Below are 17,975 nucleotides of genomic sequence, written 5' to 3'. Positions count from 1 at the left end.
CAATGCCTCTACATCCAAATCTTAAAAAAGTATTAGTCATTGGTTCAGGCCCGATTGTTATCGGACAAGCTGCAGAGTTCGACTACTCAGGAACTCAGGCGGTAAAGTCCTTAATTGAAGAAGGTCTAGAAGTGGTACTGGTAAACTCAAACCCAGCGACCATCATGACGGACAAGGAAACTGCTCACAAGGTTTATATCGAACCTCTGACGAAAGAGTTTCTTCTAAAAATCATTCACAAAGAAAAGCCAGACGGAATCGTTCCTACTCTGGGTGGTCAAACTGCACTTAACTTAGCAGTGAAGCTTGAAGAAGAAGGTCACCTTAAGCGTCTAGGTGTTCAGCTTCTTGGCTGTAAGGTCGATACGATTCAAAAGGCCGAAGATAGAAAACTCTTTAAAGAACTCATGGTGAAAATTGATGAGCCAGTACCTGAATCACGAATTGTGACAACGGTTGGTGAAGCTCTTGAGTTCACAAATAAGATTGGTTACCCAGTGATTATCCGCCCTGCCTTCACTCTTGGTGGAACAGGTGGAGGTATCGCTACATCTGAAGAAGAACTTTTCACAATCACGACTTCGGGTCTAGCCGCTTCTCCGATTCAGCAGTGTCTGATCGAGAGATCAATCGCGGGCTTTAAAGAAGTTGAGTACGAAGTAATCCGTGACAGCAATGATAACTGTATTATCGTGTGTAACATGGAGAACATCGATCCAGTGGGTGTTCACACAGGTGACTCGATCGTAGTTGCTCCAAGCCAGACACTAAGTGATAAGGAGTACCAACTTCTTAGAACATCGGCTCTGAAGATCATCCGCTCTCTCAAAATTGAAGGCGGATGTAACGTTCAATATGCTCTCGATCCACACTCATTCCAATATTATGTGATAGAAGTGAATCCAAGGGTATCTCGCTCTTCAGCTCTAGCAAGTAAGGCAACTGGTTATCCGATTGCTAAGATTGCGGCGAAGATTGCGGTTGGCTTCACACTGGATGAAATCATTAATCCTGTGACAAAGAAGACCTACGCTTGTTTTGAACCAGCACTGGACTATATGGTGAGTAAGATCCCACGCTGGCCATTTGATAAGTTCAATAAAGCGAACCGTCGCCTGGGAACTCAGATGAAGGCTACAGGTGAAGTAATGGCGCTAGGACGTACTTTTGAAGAGTCGATGCTCAAGGCAGTTCGCTCTTTGGAAGTTGGTCTTTATCACCTGGAACTTCCGGAACTAAAAGATAAAACGATCCCTGAGATCATGGAGAAAATAAGTAAGCAGGATGATGAGCGCTTTTTTGCTGTCGCGGAAGCGATGAGAAAGAAAGTACCTGCTAAAGATATCCACGAACTCACGAAAATTGATTACTTCTTCCTCGCCAAGATTCAAAACATTATCACGATGGAAGATAAGCTTGAAGCTGGAGACAAGACCCCGGAAACAGTGAGAGCAGCAAAGAGACTTGGTTTCTCTGATCGCTACCTTGCTCGAGTATGGAACACGTCTGAGGAAGAAGTTTTTAAATTCAGAAAAACGAACAAGATTACACCTGTGTTTAAAATGGTTGATACTTGTGCGGGTGAATTTGAATCATCAACTCCTTACTACTACTCTACTTACGAGAATCAAGACGAGGTCTTGGAGTCTTCTAAGAAAAAAGTGGTGGTGCTTGGATCAGGTCCAATCCGTATCGGTCAAGGGATCGAGTTCGACTACGCCACTGTTCACGCCATCGAAGCGATTCGTAGCATGGGCATGGAAGCGATCGTCATTAATAACAATCCTGAAACAGTTTCAACTGATTTCAATATCTCAGACAGACTTTACTTCGAACCTCTGACTGTGGAAGACGTTTACAACGTGATTGAACGTGAAAACCCAATCGGTGTGATCGTTCAGTTCGGTGGTCAAACAGCAATTAACCTTGCTGAGCCACTAGCTAAGCGTGGAGTAACAATCCTTGGTACATCGACAGATGATATCGACCGCGCGGAAGACAGAAAGCGCTTCGAGGCCCTTCTTCGCGAATTAAAAATCGCTCAACCTCTAGGTGTGACAGTAACTTCAATCAACGAAGCAGTTGAAAAATCAGCACACTTAGGTTTCCCAGTGATTGTACGTCCATCATATGTACTTGGTGGTCGCGCAATGGAAATCGTTTATAACGAAACTGAGCTCATGGATTACATGAAGCGCGCGGTTCAGGTAAATCCTCAGCACCCAGTTCTAATCGACAGATATATGATCGGTCGAGAAATGGAAGTGGACGCGATCTGTGACGGTGAAACAGTATTCATCCCTGGGATTATGGAACACATTGAGAAGGCGGGAGTTCACTCTGGTGACTCAATCGCGGTTTACCCTCCTCAAAGTGTTTCTCAAGACATTCTGGATAAACTTTCTGAAACCACTCTTTCAATCACCAAGGCCCTCAACATTAAGGGTCTCATTAACCTTCAATTCGTGATTTATAAAGGTGATGTGTTCGTACTTGAAGTGAACCCTCGCTCAAGCCGAACTGTACCATTCCTTTCTAAAGTAACAGGTGTTCAGATGGCCAAGGTCGCAACAAAAGCGATCATGGGTGAATCACTTCTTAAACAAGGTTACTTCCACGGCACTCTCGCTCCGAAAAGCGATGTCGCGGTAAAAGCTCCAGTGTTCTCATTCGCGAAACTCTCTGAAGTTGAGATCGCTCTGGGACCTGAGATGAAATCAACCGGCGAAGTAATGGGTAAAGATAAGATTTTCGAGAAGGCCCTTCATAAAGCATTCGTGGCTGCAGGACTTGTGATTCCAGACTCGGGAACAATCCTTGCGACTATCAATGATATGGATAAGGAAGAAGCGGTAAAACTTTTCAAGCGCTTCTACCAAGTGGGCTTTGACTTCGTAGCGACTGAAGGAACGGCAAAGGTCCTGAAGGCCGCGAACATTCCGGTTAAGACCATCGCACGTATCGGTCAGGCAGAGGACGATATCATTAAAGAAATCAGATCAGGTCGCGTGGCCCTCATCATCAACACTATCTCGAAAGGGAAAAACGTTGAATCAGATGGTTTCAAGATGAGACGTCTTGCAGTTGAGCGTGGACTTCCTTGCTTAACTTCACTTGATACAACTGAAGCACTTCTTCGCACGATTGAAAGAAACACTTACTCAATGGACCCACTAGCATGATTCCTGCGAATAAGATCATCGTTGCTCTAGATGTCTCTGATGAAAAGAAGCTTCATGACCTCATGGATTCCCTTAAAGGCCATGAGGTTTGGACCAAAATCGGAATGGAAGTGTTCTACGCTTTAGGACCAAAAGTTATTCATGAAGCGAAAGATCGTGGTTTCAAAGTATTCCTGGATCTAAAACTTCATGACATTCCTAATACAGTAGGTAAAGGCATCGCCTCTCTTTGTAAGCTTCCGATCGACATGGTGAATGTTCACGCCGCCGGCGGAAGTGAAATGATGAAGCGTGCTGCAGAAGCGGTTAAAGCTTCTGGCCACTCCCCGCTTCTCATTGCCGTTACTCAATTAACTAGTACCACAACTGAACAGATGAACCGTGAACAGAAAATCATGGGAGATGTGAAAGACAGTGTGGCGCATTTTGCGAAACTCGCTCAAGACAGCGGTTGTGATGGTGTAGTGTCTTCGCCACTTGAAGTTGAAGCAATTAAAGCATTTTGTGGGAAAAGGTTTTATACCGTTACTCCGGGAATCCGCCCTGCCGATTCGGCCGCCAATGATCAAAAGCGCATCACGACTCCGATGGATGCTCTTCGACTTGGAACTGATTATATGGTGATTGGTCGCCCGATTACTGAAGCGGCAAACCCTCGCGAAGCTCTCGAACAAATTTTGAAAGGACAATAACATGAATCATGCTGAACAAGTTGCAAGTATCCTTCTTAAAGAAAAAGCTGTTTTCCTTCGTCCGCATGATCCTTTCACTTGGACTTCTGGAATCAAGTCTCCCGTTTACTGTGATAACCGCCTCCTTATTTCGACGGTGGATTCACGTGAATATATCATTAAGGCCTTCGCTGAAGCAGTTAAAGCACTTAAAGTGGATGTTGTGGCCGGAACCGCTACGGCCGGTATTCCATGGGCCGCCTGGATCGCCCAGGAACTAAAACTTCCTCTGATCTATGTTCGTAGCAGCAGCAAAGACCATGGCCGTCAAAACGCCATTGAAGGTGCTTCGACTCCGGGGCAGAAGACCGTCCTGATTGAAGACCTGATCTCGACTGGTAAGAGCTCCATTGCAGCCGGTAAGAAGCTTGAAGAAGCAGGTCTATCGGTTTTAAGCATCATGAGTATCTTCACCTACGATTTTCCTCAGGCCCAGGAAGTATTCCGCCAGGCGAATTTTAAATACCAATCACTTTCTAACTTTGAAGTCCTGGCGAAAGTCGCCTATGATAATAAAATGCTCGATACACAAGCATTACAGAATGTCCTGGAATGGAGAAAGAGCGTCGTATTTCCATGAAAAACTTAGAATATAAAAACAAGAAACTTCAATTCTCTAAAACTGATATCGCTTCCGTCGCCAAAAATAACAAAACACCATTTTACTTATACTCTGAAGAAATCCTGGTTAAGAACTACCAGGATTTCTATCAAGGTGCTGTGAATGCAAACCTGATTAATCCTCTGGTTTGTTTCGCACTTAAATCAAATCCGAATAAGGAACTGGTAAAGATTCTCGCGAAGATGGGTTCTGGTGCCGATATCGTATCGGGTGGTGAACTTAAACGTGCTATGGAATGTGGAATTCCGGCCGAGAAGATTGTGTTCTCAGGTGTGGGTAAAACTGAAGAAGAAATTCTTTACGCGCTTAAAGTATCGAAAGGGAAACTTTGTTCATTCAACATTGAGTCTCTGGAAGAGCTGGAGCTTATTAACTCATGCGCGAAACGCACAAAGACTGTTGCACGCATTTGTTTCCGTTTGAATCCGGTAGTAAAGCCAAAAACTCACAAATACATCTCAACTGGTAACAAGACTCATAAGTTCGGTTTACTAGAGAAAGACGTTCTATCGTTTCTAAAAGAAAAGAAATACTGGAGCCACTCAAAGCTTGTGGGTCTTTCGATTCACATTGGTAGCCAGCTTCTTGATCTTAAGGCCACAAAGAAGGCCATCGCTAAGATGTGTGACATTGCTCTTAAGACCCAAGCTCCACTTGAGTTTATCGACGTGGGTGGCGGTCTAGGTGTGGATTACCACCCTTCTGAAACAAAACGTATGCCTTCGATCGAAGAGTATATGACTCTCGTCTATAAGACGCTTCATAAAGAATTCTACTCAAAGTCTGATCTTCGTCCGCGCGTGGTATTTGAGCCAGGTCGCCGAATTATCGCGAAAGCAGGAATTCTGGTGATGAGAGTTCTAAGGAACAAGATTTCTGAAGATAACCACTTCGTGATCGTTGATGGTGGTATGAACGACTTCATGCGCCCTTCTCTTTACGGTGCTTACCATGGTGTAACACCTGTTCAGGAAGCGAAGGCGACAACTCGCGTTCACGTGGTTGGCCCGATTTGCGAAACATCTGATTGCTTCGGCTCAGATCGCCCTCTACCAGCGCTTAAGAGCGGAGATCTGGTGATCCTGGAAGATACTGGTGCCTACGGTTACAGTATGGGATCAAACTACAATCTTCGTGGAAGACCGCTGGAGCTTCTAATTCAGAAGAATCAGAAGTTAAAGACAGTGAATAAAGCGCAGGATTACAAAGAACTACTTTAAAAGATAAGGGCCCCAGAAGGGGCCCTTTTTATTTTAGCGGATTTTATAGACAAGAGTCTTAGAAGCAGAAAGAGATTCGAACTGATCAGAGTTCATAAACTGACCACCAACTTTAACAAACGTCTTAGCTGTTAGTTCATACTTACCAGATTCAAGGTCAACACCTAGTTTGTTGATGTCAACTGATGCTTTTGTGTCGTTTACAGCGACTTCACCTTGAGCAAGTTCACGATCGAAAAGAACAGTGTCTGAACCGAATAGCTTCTTATGCTCTACTTTAAGCGAGAAACCGATATTAGCGCGAGTTTCGGCCTGACCTACAGTGAAGTTAAGCTCTGAACCGTTAAGCGCGATATCAGACATTTTAACAGCTTTAAGAACTGGAGCTGCTTCAACTAGTTCAACAGCAAGAAGGCCGTCGATCATTTTCACTGAACCGTTCATGAAAGAACGTTCGTCTTGTTTCTTTTTAACGATGAAGAACTTTTTAGAACCAGTCGCTGTATAAGAAAGAGTTTCACCAGTTAGTCTAACGTTGATTGTTTCGCCAGGAGTTGCTTCTGGAGAAACTTTAGTTACGTCTACGATTACACGTGCTTCAACATCGTAGTCTTTAACTTGGAAATCAATTCTTCTTGTTCTTGTACAAGGATAATAAACAGTGCGATACATCGGCTCTTGGTAACAGTGACGAGGGCCTGGAATTGTACGACAGATTGGACCATGTGGACCAGGATGACATTGAGTCATTGAACCTCCGCCAGTACAAACAGTTCGGTATCCAGCCATTTCAGTACGTGAACAAGTATCAGTGTAGTCCTCATAACGATATTCAGTATGAGTTTTTTCGGTTCTTAGAATTACTTCGATTGAATTTTGAGAACCATCGTAAACGAACGTCTTTGAATCACTAGTTCTGAACTGAGCGAATGCATTTAATGAAGCCACTAGGGTCATCAAGCAAATAAGCATTTTCATGTGAATCTCCTCTGTAATTTGAGGGATTCATATCATTTATCGGGGAGAAGCAGTAAGAACGTGAAAATTTTACATGCATATCTCTATCATAATGAGTTCCAGTGTTTAGGTCGTATCGTGTTCAATTTTGATTCAGGCTCCGAGAGGTCCCTCATCGTCATCAGGCATTATCGCAGTATTGTATCGGATAGGGATATTTTTTATAAGTTTAGACCAGCTTGCACCAAGGTCGGTCGTTTTAAAATGCTCCCAATATTCATGGGCATTACATTTGTAATTCTTATCTTCATTCGATCGCCAAGAGACTTCCCCACAATGCTCCACCGAACATTTAACTTTTACGGCCTCACTTTCACACCACAAACACTTATAATGGTTTTCATTGGTAACAAGTGCAAGTTCGTAATAGCATTTATGGCATGCTCGAAACTTACTTCCCTTGCTGAGTAATCTCCCTTTTTTCCTGTTGATTGTTTTCATTCTGCTCGAGCATACATTCAATAAATGCTTCAGACTTTCTTCAATTGATCCAAATGATGGATCGGCACCTGCACTCTCCGTACAATCCTTAATAACACTTGCCCCCTTAAACTCTCCATCATACAAACGCTGAATCAATTCAAGAAGCCGAGAGACTTCTTCCACTTTATTCTGAATATTTTGTATAAAGTGACCATCTCTATGCTCAATGATATTCCGATCATTAATTAATGATAGTAACAGGCTAATTTCTTCATTTTTTAAAGTTACCTTAAAAAAATGTGTTGCTCGATTAAATGCGACACGACCAACACAATACATGGTCTGTTGTTCATTCTCAATTTTCGCATAGCCCTCTTTAAGATTATAAGGATCCTCGTCAAGTTTTTTAATATTATCTAATAAGAGAAATGGGCTCGCATTTTTCAGTACAGCCTTCGAGAACATTTCTAATGAATGAGCAAGACTTTTGACTGACTCAGAAACGAAATATCCTGCTTGATCATTATCTGCTTCATAAAGTTCAGTAGCAATTCCCAAGAATTGAATTGCTCGTCCGAAAGAAAACGCTGACCTCGAACGAAAATCTTTTCGAAACTGTGATCGTACTCTACGAGTTTTTTTCGAGGGAACTTCAGCTTGCACTTTCGGCTTATTCATATCAATTCCTTAAAAAAATAAATCGGACACTCTCAAGTATCGGAATGTAACTTTATTTTGTTACCAGTTTTGGATAAATTTTAAGCGAGAAGTAATTCTTTGATTTGTTCTTGATCAGCTGGAAATGCTACGACATTAGAAATATCTTGAAGTCGTTTAATGTCATATTCTTTTAGAAAAGAACTTTCTGAATTATACACCGTTAGAAATCGTCCGTGGCCACTATCTCTTTCGAGGTCGTACCAATCGATAAAGATTTCATGCGAAACTTGTTTCGCTGAAGTTGGATTATTGCATGATAGTGTATGAATGAGATTGAAATTGCTTGGACTTTTAACTCCAAATGGAATTTTAACAGTTCTGTCCGGAAGAGTAATCTGATAATCATTAACGATTAGACCTGGGGCTATTTTTAGATCCTCAAGGAGAAAGAGCTCAAATTCCGCTTTAAATTGAGACGTAATTTTAAATCTCTGATTCATCACCATATCTGAAACTCTAAGACATGACTGAGCCGTATCAATGATCGCAAGCGGCAGTTCCATTTCGCTTCTAGCAAAAGTTTTTATTTCACCCTTCTCAAATTTAAGATCAAAGAGCGCACACACCTCTTCGATGTAATTCATTCTTTTTTTATTTGTAAAAGGAGAAACCCACGCGTTCCTGAGGAAGTCGGAAGTAAATCCCATATCAGTTACAATGAAGCCATCCCCACCTAGGTCCGAATGTGGCTTAACAAAAACATCTATATATTCGCCATTAGGAAATTGAAGCTTCGTTGCAATGCGAACGATACCACCTTTAACAACATCACATTCTTTGATGATGGAAAAGCCTGCAAGATTTGAAGTAAGTATAGAACATGAAAGTGTCATTTATTCAGCCTCGGGATCAATAAAATTCCCTACTAGTTCTATGTTAGCTTGTTCACACAAAATGTTAAAGACTTCCCTTGCCCTTAATTGATCCAAATCTTTTCTCGAATGGGCGGACCTAAGATTTCTTCTTGAATCTAGGATACTTTGATATTCATGTTTATGGGTTCGACCTGCATCTTTGTGAATACTCCCTCTTACACAAACTCTACAAACTGGACCGATATTTTGTATTACAAAGTTGAATACTACAGTATTAAGTTCTGGTTTGAAGGTGCCATTAAGATAAACCTCCCACCCAAGATCATTTTCCACGATAACATCTTCAAAGATGAGTGATGAAGGATTGTTCTTATCCTCTACGAATTTAATATCGCTGCGAATTGTTTTTTTGACTTTAAGTAATGATTGAAATTCAGATTGCTCCATAATTCACCTTTAGGAGCCCTTTCGACAAAATTATTAAAGGGATTAACTTAAGAATTCTTGATTGCCCGAGTGATTAAGTCCTGAGCTTATATTTAAATGAAAAAGGCCCCTTTCGGGGCCCTCTTCAATCAAGAATTCTAAATCGCTAATTAGCGCTTATAGATAAGTGTACGAGAAGCAGAAGTAGTTTCGAACTGTCTGCCATTCAAAAGCTCGCCAGCGTGCTTAAAGAAGATTTTCGCTGTAAGCGTGTGACGACCGCTACCAAGTTCAACACCAAGCTTATTGATATTGATCTGAGCATCAGAGCTAGTCTCTTGAGAGTTGATCATGATTTCGTTTGCAGAAAGCTCACGATCAAAAAGAGTTGTTGAAGAACCAAGAACTGGGTTCTTCTTGATATCCAGAGAGAAACCTAGGTGATCACGAACTGCAATCGGACCCATCTTGATGTTAAGAACGTCGTTCTTAATACCAATGTTTGTAACTTCTAGTGCTTTAACGATTGAAGCAGCTTCAACTAGCTCAATACCGTAAGAAGCATCAATTAGTTTAAGACCACCAGTCATCTGAGTCTGAATGTCTTGTTTAGTTTGCATTACGAAGAACTTCTTCGAGCCAACAGCTGAAAGTGAAAGACGGTCGCCATCAAGAGTTGCCTTGATTGTCTCGCCTGGAGTTAGACCTTCAGCGATTTTAGCGAAGCTTAGATCAACAGTTGCTTCAACGAAGTAGTCATGAACTTCGTATGGAACGCTAACTGTCTGCCAACAAGGATAAGAAACAGTTCTTGTTACTGGAGTTTGAGTACAAACATGTTGACCTTGAGGACCTGGACGACAAATTGTCTGCCAATAAGTCTCTTGACGGTAACAAGTCGTATAACGTTGCTCATAACGGTATTCAGTGTGAGTCTTTTCAGCACGAAGAGACATCATCGCCGTGTCTTGAGTACCATCGTAGAAGAATGTTTTAGTTTGTGATGTTGCAAATGCCGAAAGGGCAAACATCAGCACAGAAATTGCTGTGAGTAGTTTCATCGATAACTCCCTTAGTTATAAAACGAACAATAATTGAAACTATCATGCTCCAATTAAGTAAGGAAACCGATGTCAGTTTTTTTAGGGATATTGAGGGAAGCTAGAGTCAAACTGACCCTAGCTTTGCACCTTCCAAGACGTAGAACCGTCTGGGTTATCTTTTAATTCGATACTCTTCTGTGTCAATTCTTTGCGAATCTCATCAGCGCGGGCCCAGTTCTTGGCCGCTTTGGCCGCTTTACGCTCTTCAATCAGTCCTTCAATCCATGCTGCATCGACTCCTGTCGAGCTTGTGTCTTGATCGTGCTTATGAAGGGCATCGATAACCGCTTGAGGATCTTTATTAATGAGTCCAAGCGCCTCTTCCACGAACTTAATCGTGTTGTTCACCTGAACGATGTTCTCAGCTGATAATTTATCTTTATTAGCTTTTACATAACGAATGAATGAGAAGAAATGCCCTAGAGCTCCTGCTGAGTTAAAGTCATTTGAAAGCTCTTCCATCATCTTCTCGATGGTCTCAGAGATCGTTCCATCAGCTGAAGGATTCGCCGCAGATGTATAAGTCTTCGCTTCAAGCGCGAACTCGTGAATACGCTTCACTTCATCCAGCGCACGTTGAAGAACTTCATCACTCCACTCAAGACGAGCACGGTAGTGAACTGAAAGAAGAATATGACGAAGCACTTGTCCGCCGTACTTCTCAACGAAGTCACGAATCTTAATCACGTTACCAAGAGACTTGCTCATCTTCTCAGTACCGAAATTCAAAAACTCATTGTGGGCCCAGTTATTACAGAATGGACACTTGTTGGCCGCTTCTGATTGAGCAATTTCATTCTCGTGGTGTGGGAACATAAGATCCACGCCACCGTGGTGAAGATCAAGTGTTGGTCCTAAGAACTTCTTTGCCATCGCTGAACACTCAATGTGCCAACCTGGACGACCTTTACCCCATGGAGAATCCCAAGCAGGCTCTCCTGCTTTTGCTGGCTTCCATAGAACGAAGTCTGAAGGGTTTTTCTTACGAGAATCTACATCGACACGAATACCGTGCTGAAGTGATTCTAGATCTTTCTTAGATAGTTTTCCGTATTCAGCGAATGAAGGAACGTTGAAAAGAACTTCCCCGCCCTCAACCACGTATCCTGAACCATTCTTAATAATGTCTTCGATCATCTTGATGATCTCAGGCATGGTTTCAGTTACTTTTGGTGTATGAGTCGCCGGCATCATTCCTAAAGAGTTCATGTCTGTTTCACACTCTTTAACGAAAAGAGCTGCGTGCTCAATAGGATCACGTTTAAGCTCTTTCGCGCGATCGATAATCTTATCATCAACGTCAGTGTAGTTACGAACGAACGTCACATCATAACCAAATGCTTTTAAAACACGGTTAAAAAGATCGCCCACAACTAATGCGCGAGCGTTTCCGATGTGAAGGAAGTCATAAGTCGTCGGGCCACAAGAATAAAACTTTACCTTGCCTGGTTCGATCGTTTGAAAAACTTCTTTCTTACGAGTGAGGTTATTGTGAACTTTTAATTCTCTGGCCATCGGTCCTACTTCTTAAGTTGAGCTACGCGCTTCTTTAAAACAGTTACTGGAGTAAGTGGGATCAAAAACTTCAGATCCGGTCCGTGATCGTGGCCAGTAAGAGCGGCACGAACACCCTGGAAAAGCGGCTTCCCTTTTACACCCATTTCTTTTTTCACATGGTCCATCCAACCGTTCAGCTGGGCCTCTGTGATAAATTCAGTTGTTGCCTTTGAAACGTCTTCATAAATGAAGTCGATGATCTTCGGAGTTGTTTCCCAAGAAAGGATCTCTTTAAGCGCATCAGTCATTTCAAAGTTTTCACTTAGAACTAATTCATTAACAAGTCTTGGGAAATCCGGAATGAATTGAGCATACTTCTTAAGAAGCTCAACACAGGCGTTTTTCCACTCTGGAGTTTGCTTATTGAAGAAACCTGTCTCAGGCTCTTTTTCAACTAGCGCGATAAGAGAGGCATTATCCATCTTCTTAATGTGCTCAGAGTTTACCCACTTAAGTTTTTCAAGATCGTACATCGCTGCAGATGCTGAGAAGCGATCAAGCGTGAACACATCTTTAAGATCCGCTTTATCGAAAATATCTTTTTCCGCCGGGTGAGACCAACCAAGAAGACAAAGATAATTATTCATCGCTTCTGGAAGGTAGTGCTCATTACGGTAAAGGTTCACTGAAGTAGCGCCATGACGTTTTGAAAGCTTCTGACGGTCGTGACCGATAAGAAGGGATACGTGAGCGAACTCCGGAAGTTTAGCACCTAGAGCTTCATAGATCATAAGCTGACGAACAGTATTGTTAAGGTGATCTTCTCCACGGATTACGTGAGTGATTTCCATTAACCAGTCATCGATCACACAACAGTAGTTGTAAGTCGGAAGACCATTTGAGCGCATGATAACGAAGTCACCTACCATATTGTCAGGGTAAGTTACTGAACCTTTCACTTTATCATTTAGCGTATAAGACTTCTTAGGGGCCTTAAATCGAATAGCAGTTTTCTCACCAGCAGCAACACGAGCTTTCGCTTCTGCCCAGTGCTCTTCATTTCTCCACTTACCTGAATAATGAGGATCATTACCTTCAGCTTCGTTTTGAGCTTTCATGGCCTCTAGTTCTTCTTCAGTACAGAAGTCATAGTAAGCAACACCTTTATCGATCAGTTGCTGAGCATATTTAGCATAGATGTGAAGACGCTCAGATTGGCGATATGGACCGTATTTCTCAACGGGCTTATCCGGACCTTCGTCGTGGATAATGCCTAACCATTTAAGGTCGTCGATTTGAAGTTTTTCGTATTCAGCATTTGAACGTTCAAGATCTGTATCTTCGATACGAAGGATGAAAGTTCCTCCAACCGCTTTTGAATAGAGATAATTATAAAGGGCAGTTCGCGCGCCACCGATGTGCAGGTAACCTGTTGGTGATGGGGCAAATCTAACTCTGACTGTCATAAAGGGAACTCCTCATATAAATATGAGGAACAGGATACACTCGAAGGGCGATTTTGAGAATGTTCTAGGTGTAAAGTGAGTCGATTTTCTCAGAGATCGCGCCTTCTGGAGTACCAGAAGATAGTGAAATCTCTTTTACGATCAATTCCTTGCACTGATCCAACATTTTTCTTTCACCAAATGACAGTTTTTTAGTCATTTTAAGAAGAAGCAGCTGGCGAAGAACGTCAGCAATCTCAAGAAGAGAGCCGGTCTTCACTTTCAGAGTATATTCGCGATGGCGACGGTTCCACGTCGACATATCAACTTTAACATTCTGGTCTTGAAGCAACTCGAAAACACCACTGATATCAGTCGATGGGATCAATGAACGAACACCTTCTTTACTATCAACGGGGATCATCACCTTCATGCCGTTAGAGACAACTTTGATGATGTAAAAGCTCTTCATTTCGCCATTTAATTCTTTCGTATCGACGCTGCAAATCTGACCTACACCGTGGCCGGGACATACAACGTGGTCGCCGAGATTAAACATGAGAACTCCTTCCAAATAAAAGGTATTTCCATGGATTTATAACGCATTGGCATAAAAAGCTCTACGCTTTTGAAATTTTTACAGTCTAATCATTAACTTAGAGACTTTTTGGAAGGGAAAACCGTGGAAAAAATACAGGAAAAGGGCCCCGGAGGGCCCTCAAACTTAAGATTAGTAAAAGACTGAGAACTGCAGGAATCGGAACTCGAGGTTCTGAGAGTACTCCAGCGCCCCACCAGTTGTTGAATCCTGGTTAACAAAGGCGATCTCAGGAGTATAAGTCAGGTGACGGATACCAAAATAAGACAGGTCTACACGTTTACCCACGGCCAGTTGAATTGTCCCCACTTCATCTCGACCACCGCCGCTCAATGTATTGGCCCATTCTAGACCCCATTTAACCGAGGCATAGTAAGCGTTTTGGAGATCGCTTGTATTATTGAGATAAGCAGCCACATTAAAGCCGTAATCCTCAATGTCTCCACGTCCAGATTCGGTGCCACTCTTATAATTAACACCACCACCGAGTTGGAGCTTATCAAATTGTGGCAATTGGTAGGCATAGTTCAATCTTAGATCGAGATCCATGCTGTTATCAGCGTTTTGATCCTTCGACTTAGATTTACTGAAAGATAGCACCCCATTTAAGAGAGAGTCGGCATTAAACTCAATCATGCTTCGTTGACCAGTCGACCCCTGCTGAGCATAGGCGGATCCTCCAACCAGCAGTGCAGATGCAGTTAATGCCACCATAATCTTTTTCATAATGATCCCCTTTTCTATCTGTTGATCTCTACTCAAAGAGACGAATTCATACTCTTTGGAATTTTAACAACCGATGGAAATCATGAAAAAGTGCGGGGTTTCTACACAGGAAGAGTTCACTCAAATATGGATAGTCTGATTCTGGTAACTTATAAGGAAATAGAAGTGAAATGCAGACAAGTAGGATAAAAAAAAGGCCCCACATAAGTGGGGCAAATACATTAGAAGAATACTGAGAATTGAAGAAACTTAATCGCTAAATTTTGTGACCACTGTTCATCAGATGAGCTTTTTGTCGCAGTCTCCGAAGTGAAAGCTAATTCGGGAGAATATGTTACATTTTCAAGATTTAAAAACTCTAAAGGAAAGCGTTTACCAACAACCACTTTCCCCACCAGTTTTTCCTCGTGAGAATTTGGTGTGTTGAGACTGTTATTCTCCCAACCCATACCTGCGTACACGCCAGCGTAGTAAGATTTTCTAAAATCGGTATCTAGGTTGTAGATCCCCCCCAATAAGAAAGCATACGACTCAAAGAAGCCTGCCGAGTAATCTGCGTGAAGGTAATTCCCCTGAATAGCAAATTGTATGTGATCCGAAACAGTACGTGCAACGTTCACATAAAGTGCACCGTTATTAGTTTCATCGGTCGCCTGCTCTTTTGATTTCGTCTTAGAATGATTGAATGCTCCATACATAATGGCATCACCATTAAATTCCACCATATGATTTTGTGCGAGTGATGAGAAAGAGAACGCGAGAATAAAAAGGAGCACTAGCGCCTTCATAGAACCTCCAATGATTGATGAGGCAAAAATTCTATGAAAGGAAAAACAAAAAGGCCCCACCGAAGTGAGGCCTTATATCGACTAATGTTTCGCTAGAGATTAGAAACGGTTTGTAAGCTCAGAACGCTCGAAGAAGTAAGCGATCTCTCTTTCAGCAGCTGTAGCTGAATCTGAACCGTGAACTGAGTTCTCGCCTACAGACTTAGCATATAGCTTACGGATTGTGCCTTCAGCAGCGTTAGCTGGGTTTGTAGCACCCATAAGCTCGCGGTTCTTCATAACTGCGTTTTCGCCTTCAAGAACCATAAGCATAACTGGACCTGAAGTCATGAAGTTTACTAGTTCGCCGAAGAAAGGACGCTCTTTGTGCTCGATATAGAAACCTTCAGCTTTCTCTTTTGATAGCTTAGCGAATTTAGCGCCAGCAATGCGAAGACCATTCTTCTCGAAGTGAGCGATGATGTTCCCGATATTGTTATCAAGAGTTGAGTTAGGTTTAATGATTGAAAACGTTTTTTCGATGGCCATTGTGAGCTCCTTATAATTTTTTCGATTTTACTTCTTTAATACTTCTGCGATCTTTTGTCCAAGTTCTGCTGGAGAACGGGCAATTGTTACACCACATTCTTGTAGAATCTTGAACTTAGCTTCAGCAGAATCGTCTTCGCCAGAGATAATCGCACCAGCGTGACCCATACGCTTACCTTTTGGAGCCGCTGCACCAGCGATGAAGCTCACAACAGGTTTAGACATATTAGCTTTGATCCAACGAGCAGCGTCTGTCTCAGCAGTACCACCAATCTCACCGATCATGATCACAGCTTTTGTATCAGGATCTTTCTCGAACATTTCAAGAACGTCGATAAAGTTAGTGCCGTTAACCGGGTCACCACCGATACCTACGCATGTAGATTGACCGATCTCACGTTGAGTAAGTTGGTAAACCGCTTCGTAAGTAAGAGTACCTGAACGAGAGATTACTCCCACGTTACCTGGCATATGAATGTGGCCAGGCATAATTCCGATCTTACACTCACCCGGAGTGATAACACCCGGACAGTTAGGACCGATTAGGCGTGACTTAGAACCTTTAAGCGCGGCCTTAACTTTCACCATATCGATCACTGGAATACCTTCAGTGATACAGATGATAAGAGGCATTTCAGCATCGATACACTCGATGATTGAATCAGCAGCAAACGGAGGTGGAACGAAAATCATGGCTGCATTTGCGCCAGTTTCTTTCATTGCTTCGTAAGTTGTGTTGAAAACAGGGATACCTTCGTGAACTGTGCCGCCTTTACCAGGAGTAACACCACCAACAACGTTCGTACCGTAGTCACGAGATTGTAGAGTGTGGAAAGTACCTTGTTTACCAGTTAGACCAACAGTGATCAGACGAGTATTTCTATTAATTAAGATAGCCATATTATTTAGCTCCCTTCGCAGCTTCTACCGCTTTTTTAGCGGCATCAGCGAGGTCATTAGCTGGAGTAATTTTTAGTCCAGATTCTGCAAGAATCTTCTTACCAAGAGCAACGTTTGTGCCTTCTAGACGAACAACTAGAGGAACAGTTAGACCCATCTCACGAGCAGCATCAACTACACCGTTAGCGATGATGTCACACTTCATGATCCCACCGAAGATATTCACAAGAATTGCTTTAACGTTTGAATCTTGAAGAATGATTGAGAATGCTTTTTGTACTGTTTCTTTAGTAGCTCCGCCGCCCACGTCTAGGAAGTTAGCAGGAGTACCGCCGTGAAGCTTAAGGATATCAAGTGTCGCCATCGCAAGACCTGCACCATTAACTAGACAGCCGATGTTACCATCAAGAGAGATATAAGATAGACCGAATTTACCAGCTTCAAGTTCTTGAGCAGATTCTTCTGTCACGTCTCTCATCGCTTCGATTTCCGGGTGACGGAAAAGAGCGTTGTCATCGAAGTTAAGTTTACCGTCAAGAGCTAGAACGTCACCTTGCTTAGTTGTAACAAGCGGGTTGATCTCAGCGATTGAACAGTCTTTTTCAATGTATAGCTTGTAAAGGTTCTCGAAGAAAGAAACAGCTTTCTTAAGTGTTTCGCCTTTAAGACCTAGAGCGTATCCAAGTTTACGACCGTGAGCTGGTGTGAAACCAGTTGCAGGATCAATGTGGCACTTAATGATTTTTTCTGGAGTATTGTGAGCAACTGTCTCAATGTCCATACCGCCTTCAGTTGAAACCATCATAGCGACTTTTCCAACTGTACGATCTAGAACGATACCACAGTAGTACTCGTGATCGATGTCACAACCTTGCTCGATAAGAACTTTAAGAACTTTCTTACCTTCAGGTCCTGTTTGGTGAGTAACAAGTTGCATGCCAATAATTTCTTTAGCAAGTTTTTCAACTTCTTCTAGAGAGCGAGCAAGCTTAACACCGCCACCCTTACCACGGCCTCCGGCATGAATTTGAGCTTTAACAACCCAAACTTTAGTATCTAGTTTTTTAGCAACTTCTACGGCCTCAGCTGGAGTATTAGCAACTCCGCCTTTAAGCACCGAGATGTTGAACTGTCGCATCAGGTCTTTGGCCTGGTACTCATGCACATTCATAGGCTCTCCTTAAAACTTCATTTGAATAGGACACATTATAGGCATTTTGCGGGGTCAGACAAC

The 17,975-nt window shown here is 42.5% G+C and carries 17 protein-coding genes; 4 read left to right on the top strand and 13 right to left on the bottom strand.

Annotated features, from left to right (window positions below):
* Window positions 1-2: 2 nt before the first annotated feature.
* The 4 genes from carB to lysA are packed head-to-tail and all read left to right on the top strand — an operon-like array spanning window position 3 to window position 5,755.
* Complete coding sequence (carB, locus tag SOO65_RS05915; RefSeq protein WP_321398328.1) at window positions 3-3,182, top strand: carbamoyl-phosphate synthase large subunit; 3,180 nt, start codon at window positions 3-5, stop codon at window positions 3,180-3,182.
* The gene (pyrF, locus tag SOO65_RS05910) at window positions 3,179-3,874 is read left to right on the top strand and encodes an orotidine-5'-phosphate decarboxylase (RefSeq protein WP_321398326.1); all 696 of its coding nucleotides are present in this window, start codon (window positions 3,179-3,181) and stop codon (window positions 3,872-3,874) included. Before carB ends, pyrF begins: the two co-directional genes overlap by 4 nt.
* A gap of 1 nt (window position 3,875) precedes the next feature.
* Window positions 3,876-4,493: an orotate phosphoribosyltransferase gene (pyrE, locus tag SOO65_RS05905; RefSeq protein ID WP_321398324.1), complete on the top strand. Its 618-nt coding sequence runs from the start codon at window positions 3,876-3,878 to the stop codon at window positions 4,491-4,493.
* Window positions 4,490-5,755, top strand: coding sequence for a diaminopimelate decarboxylase (gene lysA / locus SOO65_RS05900; protein WP_321398322.1), 1,266 nt, complete (start codon window positions 4,490-4,492; stop codon window positions 5,753-5,755). The genes pyrE and lysA overlap by 4 nt, the downstream gene beginning before the upstream one ends.
* Before the next feature lie 33 nt (window positions 5,756-5,788).
* On the opposite strand, the gene SOO65_RS05895 is transcribed toward lysA, so the two are convergent.
* The 13 genes from SOO65_RS05895 to sucC form a co-directional block, all read right to left on the bottom strand.
* Window positions 5,789-6,733, bottom strand: a complete 945-nt coding sequence (locus SOO65_RS05895; protein WP_321398320.1) for a hypothetical protein — start codon at window positions 6,731-6,733, stop codon at window positions 5,789-5,791.
* A gap of 132 nt (window positions 6,734-6,865) precedes the next feature.
* Complete coding sequence (locus SOO65_RS05890) at window positions 6,866-7,873, bottom strand: hypothetical protein (protein WP_321398319.1); 1,008 nt, start codon at window positions 7,871-7,873, stop codon at window positions 6,866-6,868.
* 80 nt (window positions 7,874-7,953) lie between these two features.
* Window positions 7,954-8,748: a DUF1828 domain-containing protein gene (locus SOO65_RS05885; protein WP_321398317.1), complete on the bottom strand. Its 795-nt coding sequence runs from the start codon at window positions 8,746-8,748 to the stop codon at window positions 7,954-7,956.
* A complete protein-coding gene (locus SOO65_RS05880) occupies window positions 8,749-9,177 on the bottom strand; it encodes a hypothetical protein (protein ID WP_321398315.1) in 429 nt (142 codons plus the stop codon).
* 149 nt (window positions 9,178-9,326) lie between these two features.
* Window positions 9,327-10,217, bottom strand: coding sequence for a hypothetical protein (locus SOO65_RS05875; RefSeq protein WP_321398313.1), 891 nt, complete (start codon window positions 10,215-10,217; stop codon window positions 9,327-9,329).
* A gap of 117 nt (window positions 10,218-10,334) precedes the next feature.
* On the bottom strand, window positions 10,335-11,774 hold the full coding sequence (gene cysS, locus SOO65_RS05870; RefSeq protein ID WP_321398311.1) for a cysteine--tRNA ligase: 1,440 nt from the start codon (window positions 11,772-11,774) through the stop codon (window positions 10,335-10,337).
* A 5-nt stretch (window positions 11,775-11,779) separates the two neighbouring features.
* Window positions 11,780-13,222, bottom strand: coding sequence for a glutamate--tRNA ligase (gene gltX / locus SOO65_RS05865; RefSeq protein WP_321398309.1), 1,443 nt, complete (start codon window positions 13,220-13,222; stop codon window positions 11,780-11,782).
* A 64-nt stretch (window positions 13,223-13,286) separates the two neighbouring features.
* Window positions 13,287-13,760, bottom strand: coding sequence for a CarD family transcriptional regulator (locus SOO65_RS05860; RefSeq protein ID WP_321398307.1), 474 nt, complete (start codon window positions 13,758-13,760; stop codon window positions 13,287-13,289).
* A 171-nt stretch (window positions 13,761-13,931) separates the two neighbouring features.
* A complete protein-coding gene (locus tag SOO65_RS05855) occupies window positions 13,932-14,525 on the bottom strand; it encodes a hypothetical protein (RefSeq protein WP_321398305.1) in 594 nt (197 codons plus the stop codon).
* Window positions 14,526-14,746: 221 nt separating this feature from the next.
* Complete coding sequence (locus SOO65_RS05850) at window positions 14,747-15,313, bottom strand: hypothetical protein (protein WP_321398304.1); 567 nt, start codon at window positions 15,311-15,313, stop codon at window positions 14,747-14,749.
* Between the two features lie 99 nt (window positions 15,314-15,412).
* Window positions 15,413-15,841, bottom strand: a complete 429-nt coding sequence (gene ndk / locus SOO65_RS05845; RefSeq protein WP_321398302.1) for a nucleoside-diphosphate kinase — start codon at window positions 15,839-15,841, stop codon at window positions 15,413-15,415.
* Between the two features lie 27 nt (window positions 15,842-15,868).
* Entirely contained in the window at window positions 15,869-16,741 is an 873-nt protein-coding gene (sucD, locus tag SOO65_RS05840) for a succinate--CoA ligase subunit alpha (protein ID WP_321398300.1), read from the bottom strand.
* Between the two features lies 1 nt (window position 16,742).
* Window positions 16,743-17,912, bottom strand: coding sequence for an ADP-forming succinate--CoA ligase subunit beta (sucC, locus tag SOO65_RS05835; RefSeq protein ID WP_321398298.1), 1,170 nt, complete (start codon window positions 17,910-17,912; stop codon window positions 16,743-16,745).
* Window positions 17,913-17,975: the final 63 nt, after the last annotated feature.

The sequence above is a fragment of the Peredibacter starrii genome, from assembly GCF_034259205.1.
In the GTDB taxonomy this organism is placed as follows: domain Bacteria; phylum Bdellovibrionota; class Bacteriovoracia; order Bacteriovoracales; family Bacteriovoracaceae; genus Peredibacter; species Peredibacter starrii.
Note: the sequence above shows the minus strand (reverse complement) of the source record. Positions and strands in the feature narration are given on the sequence as shown.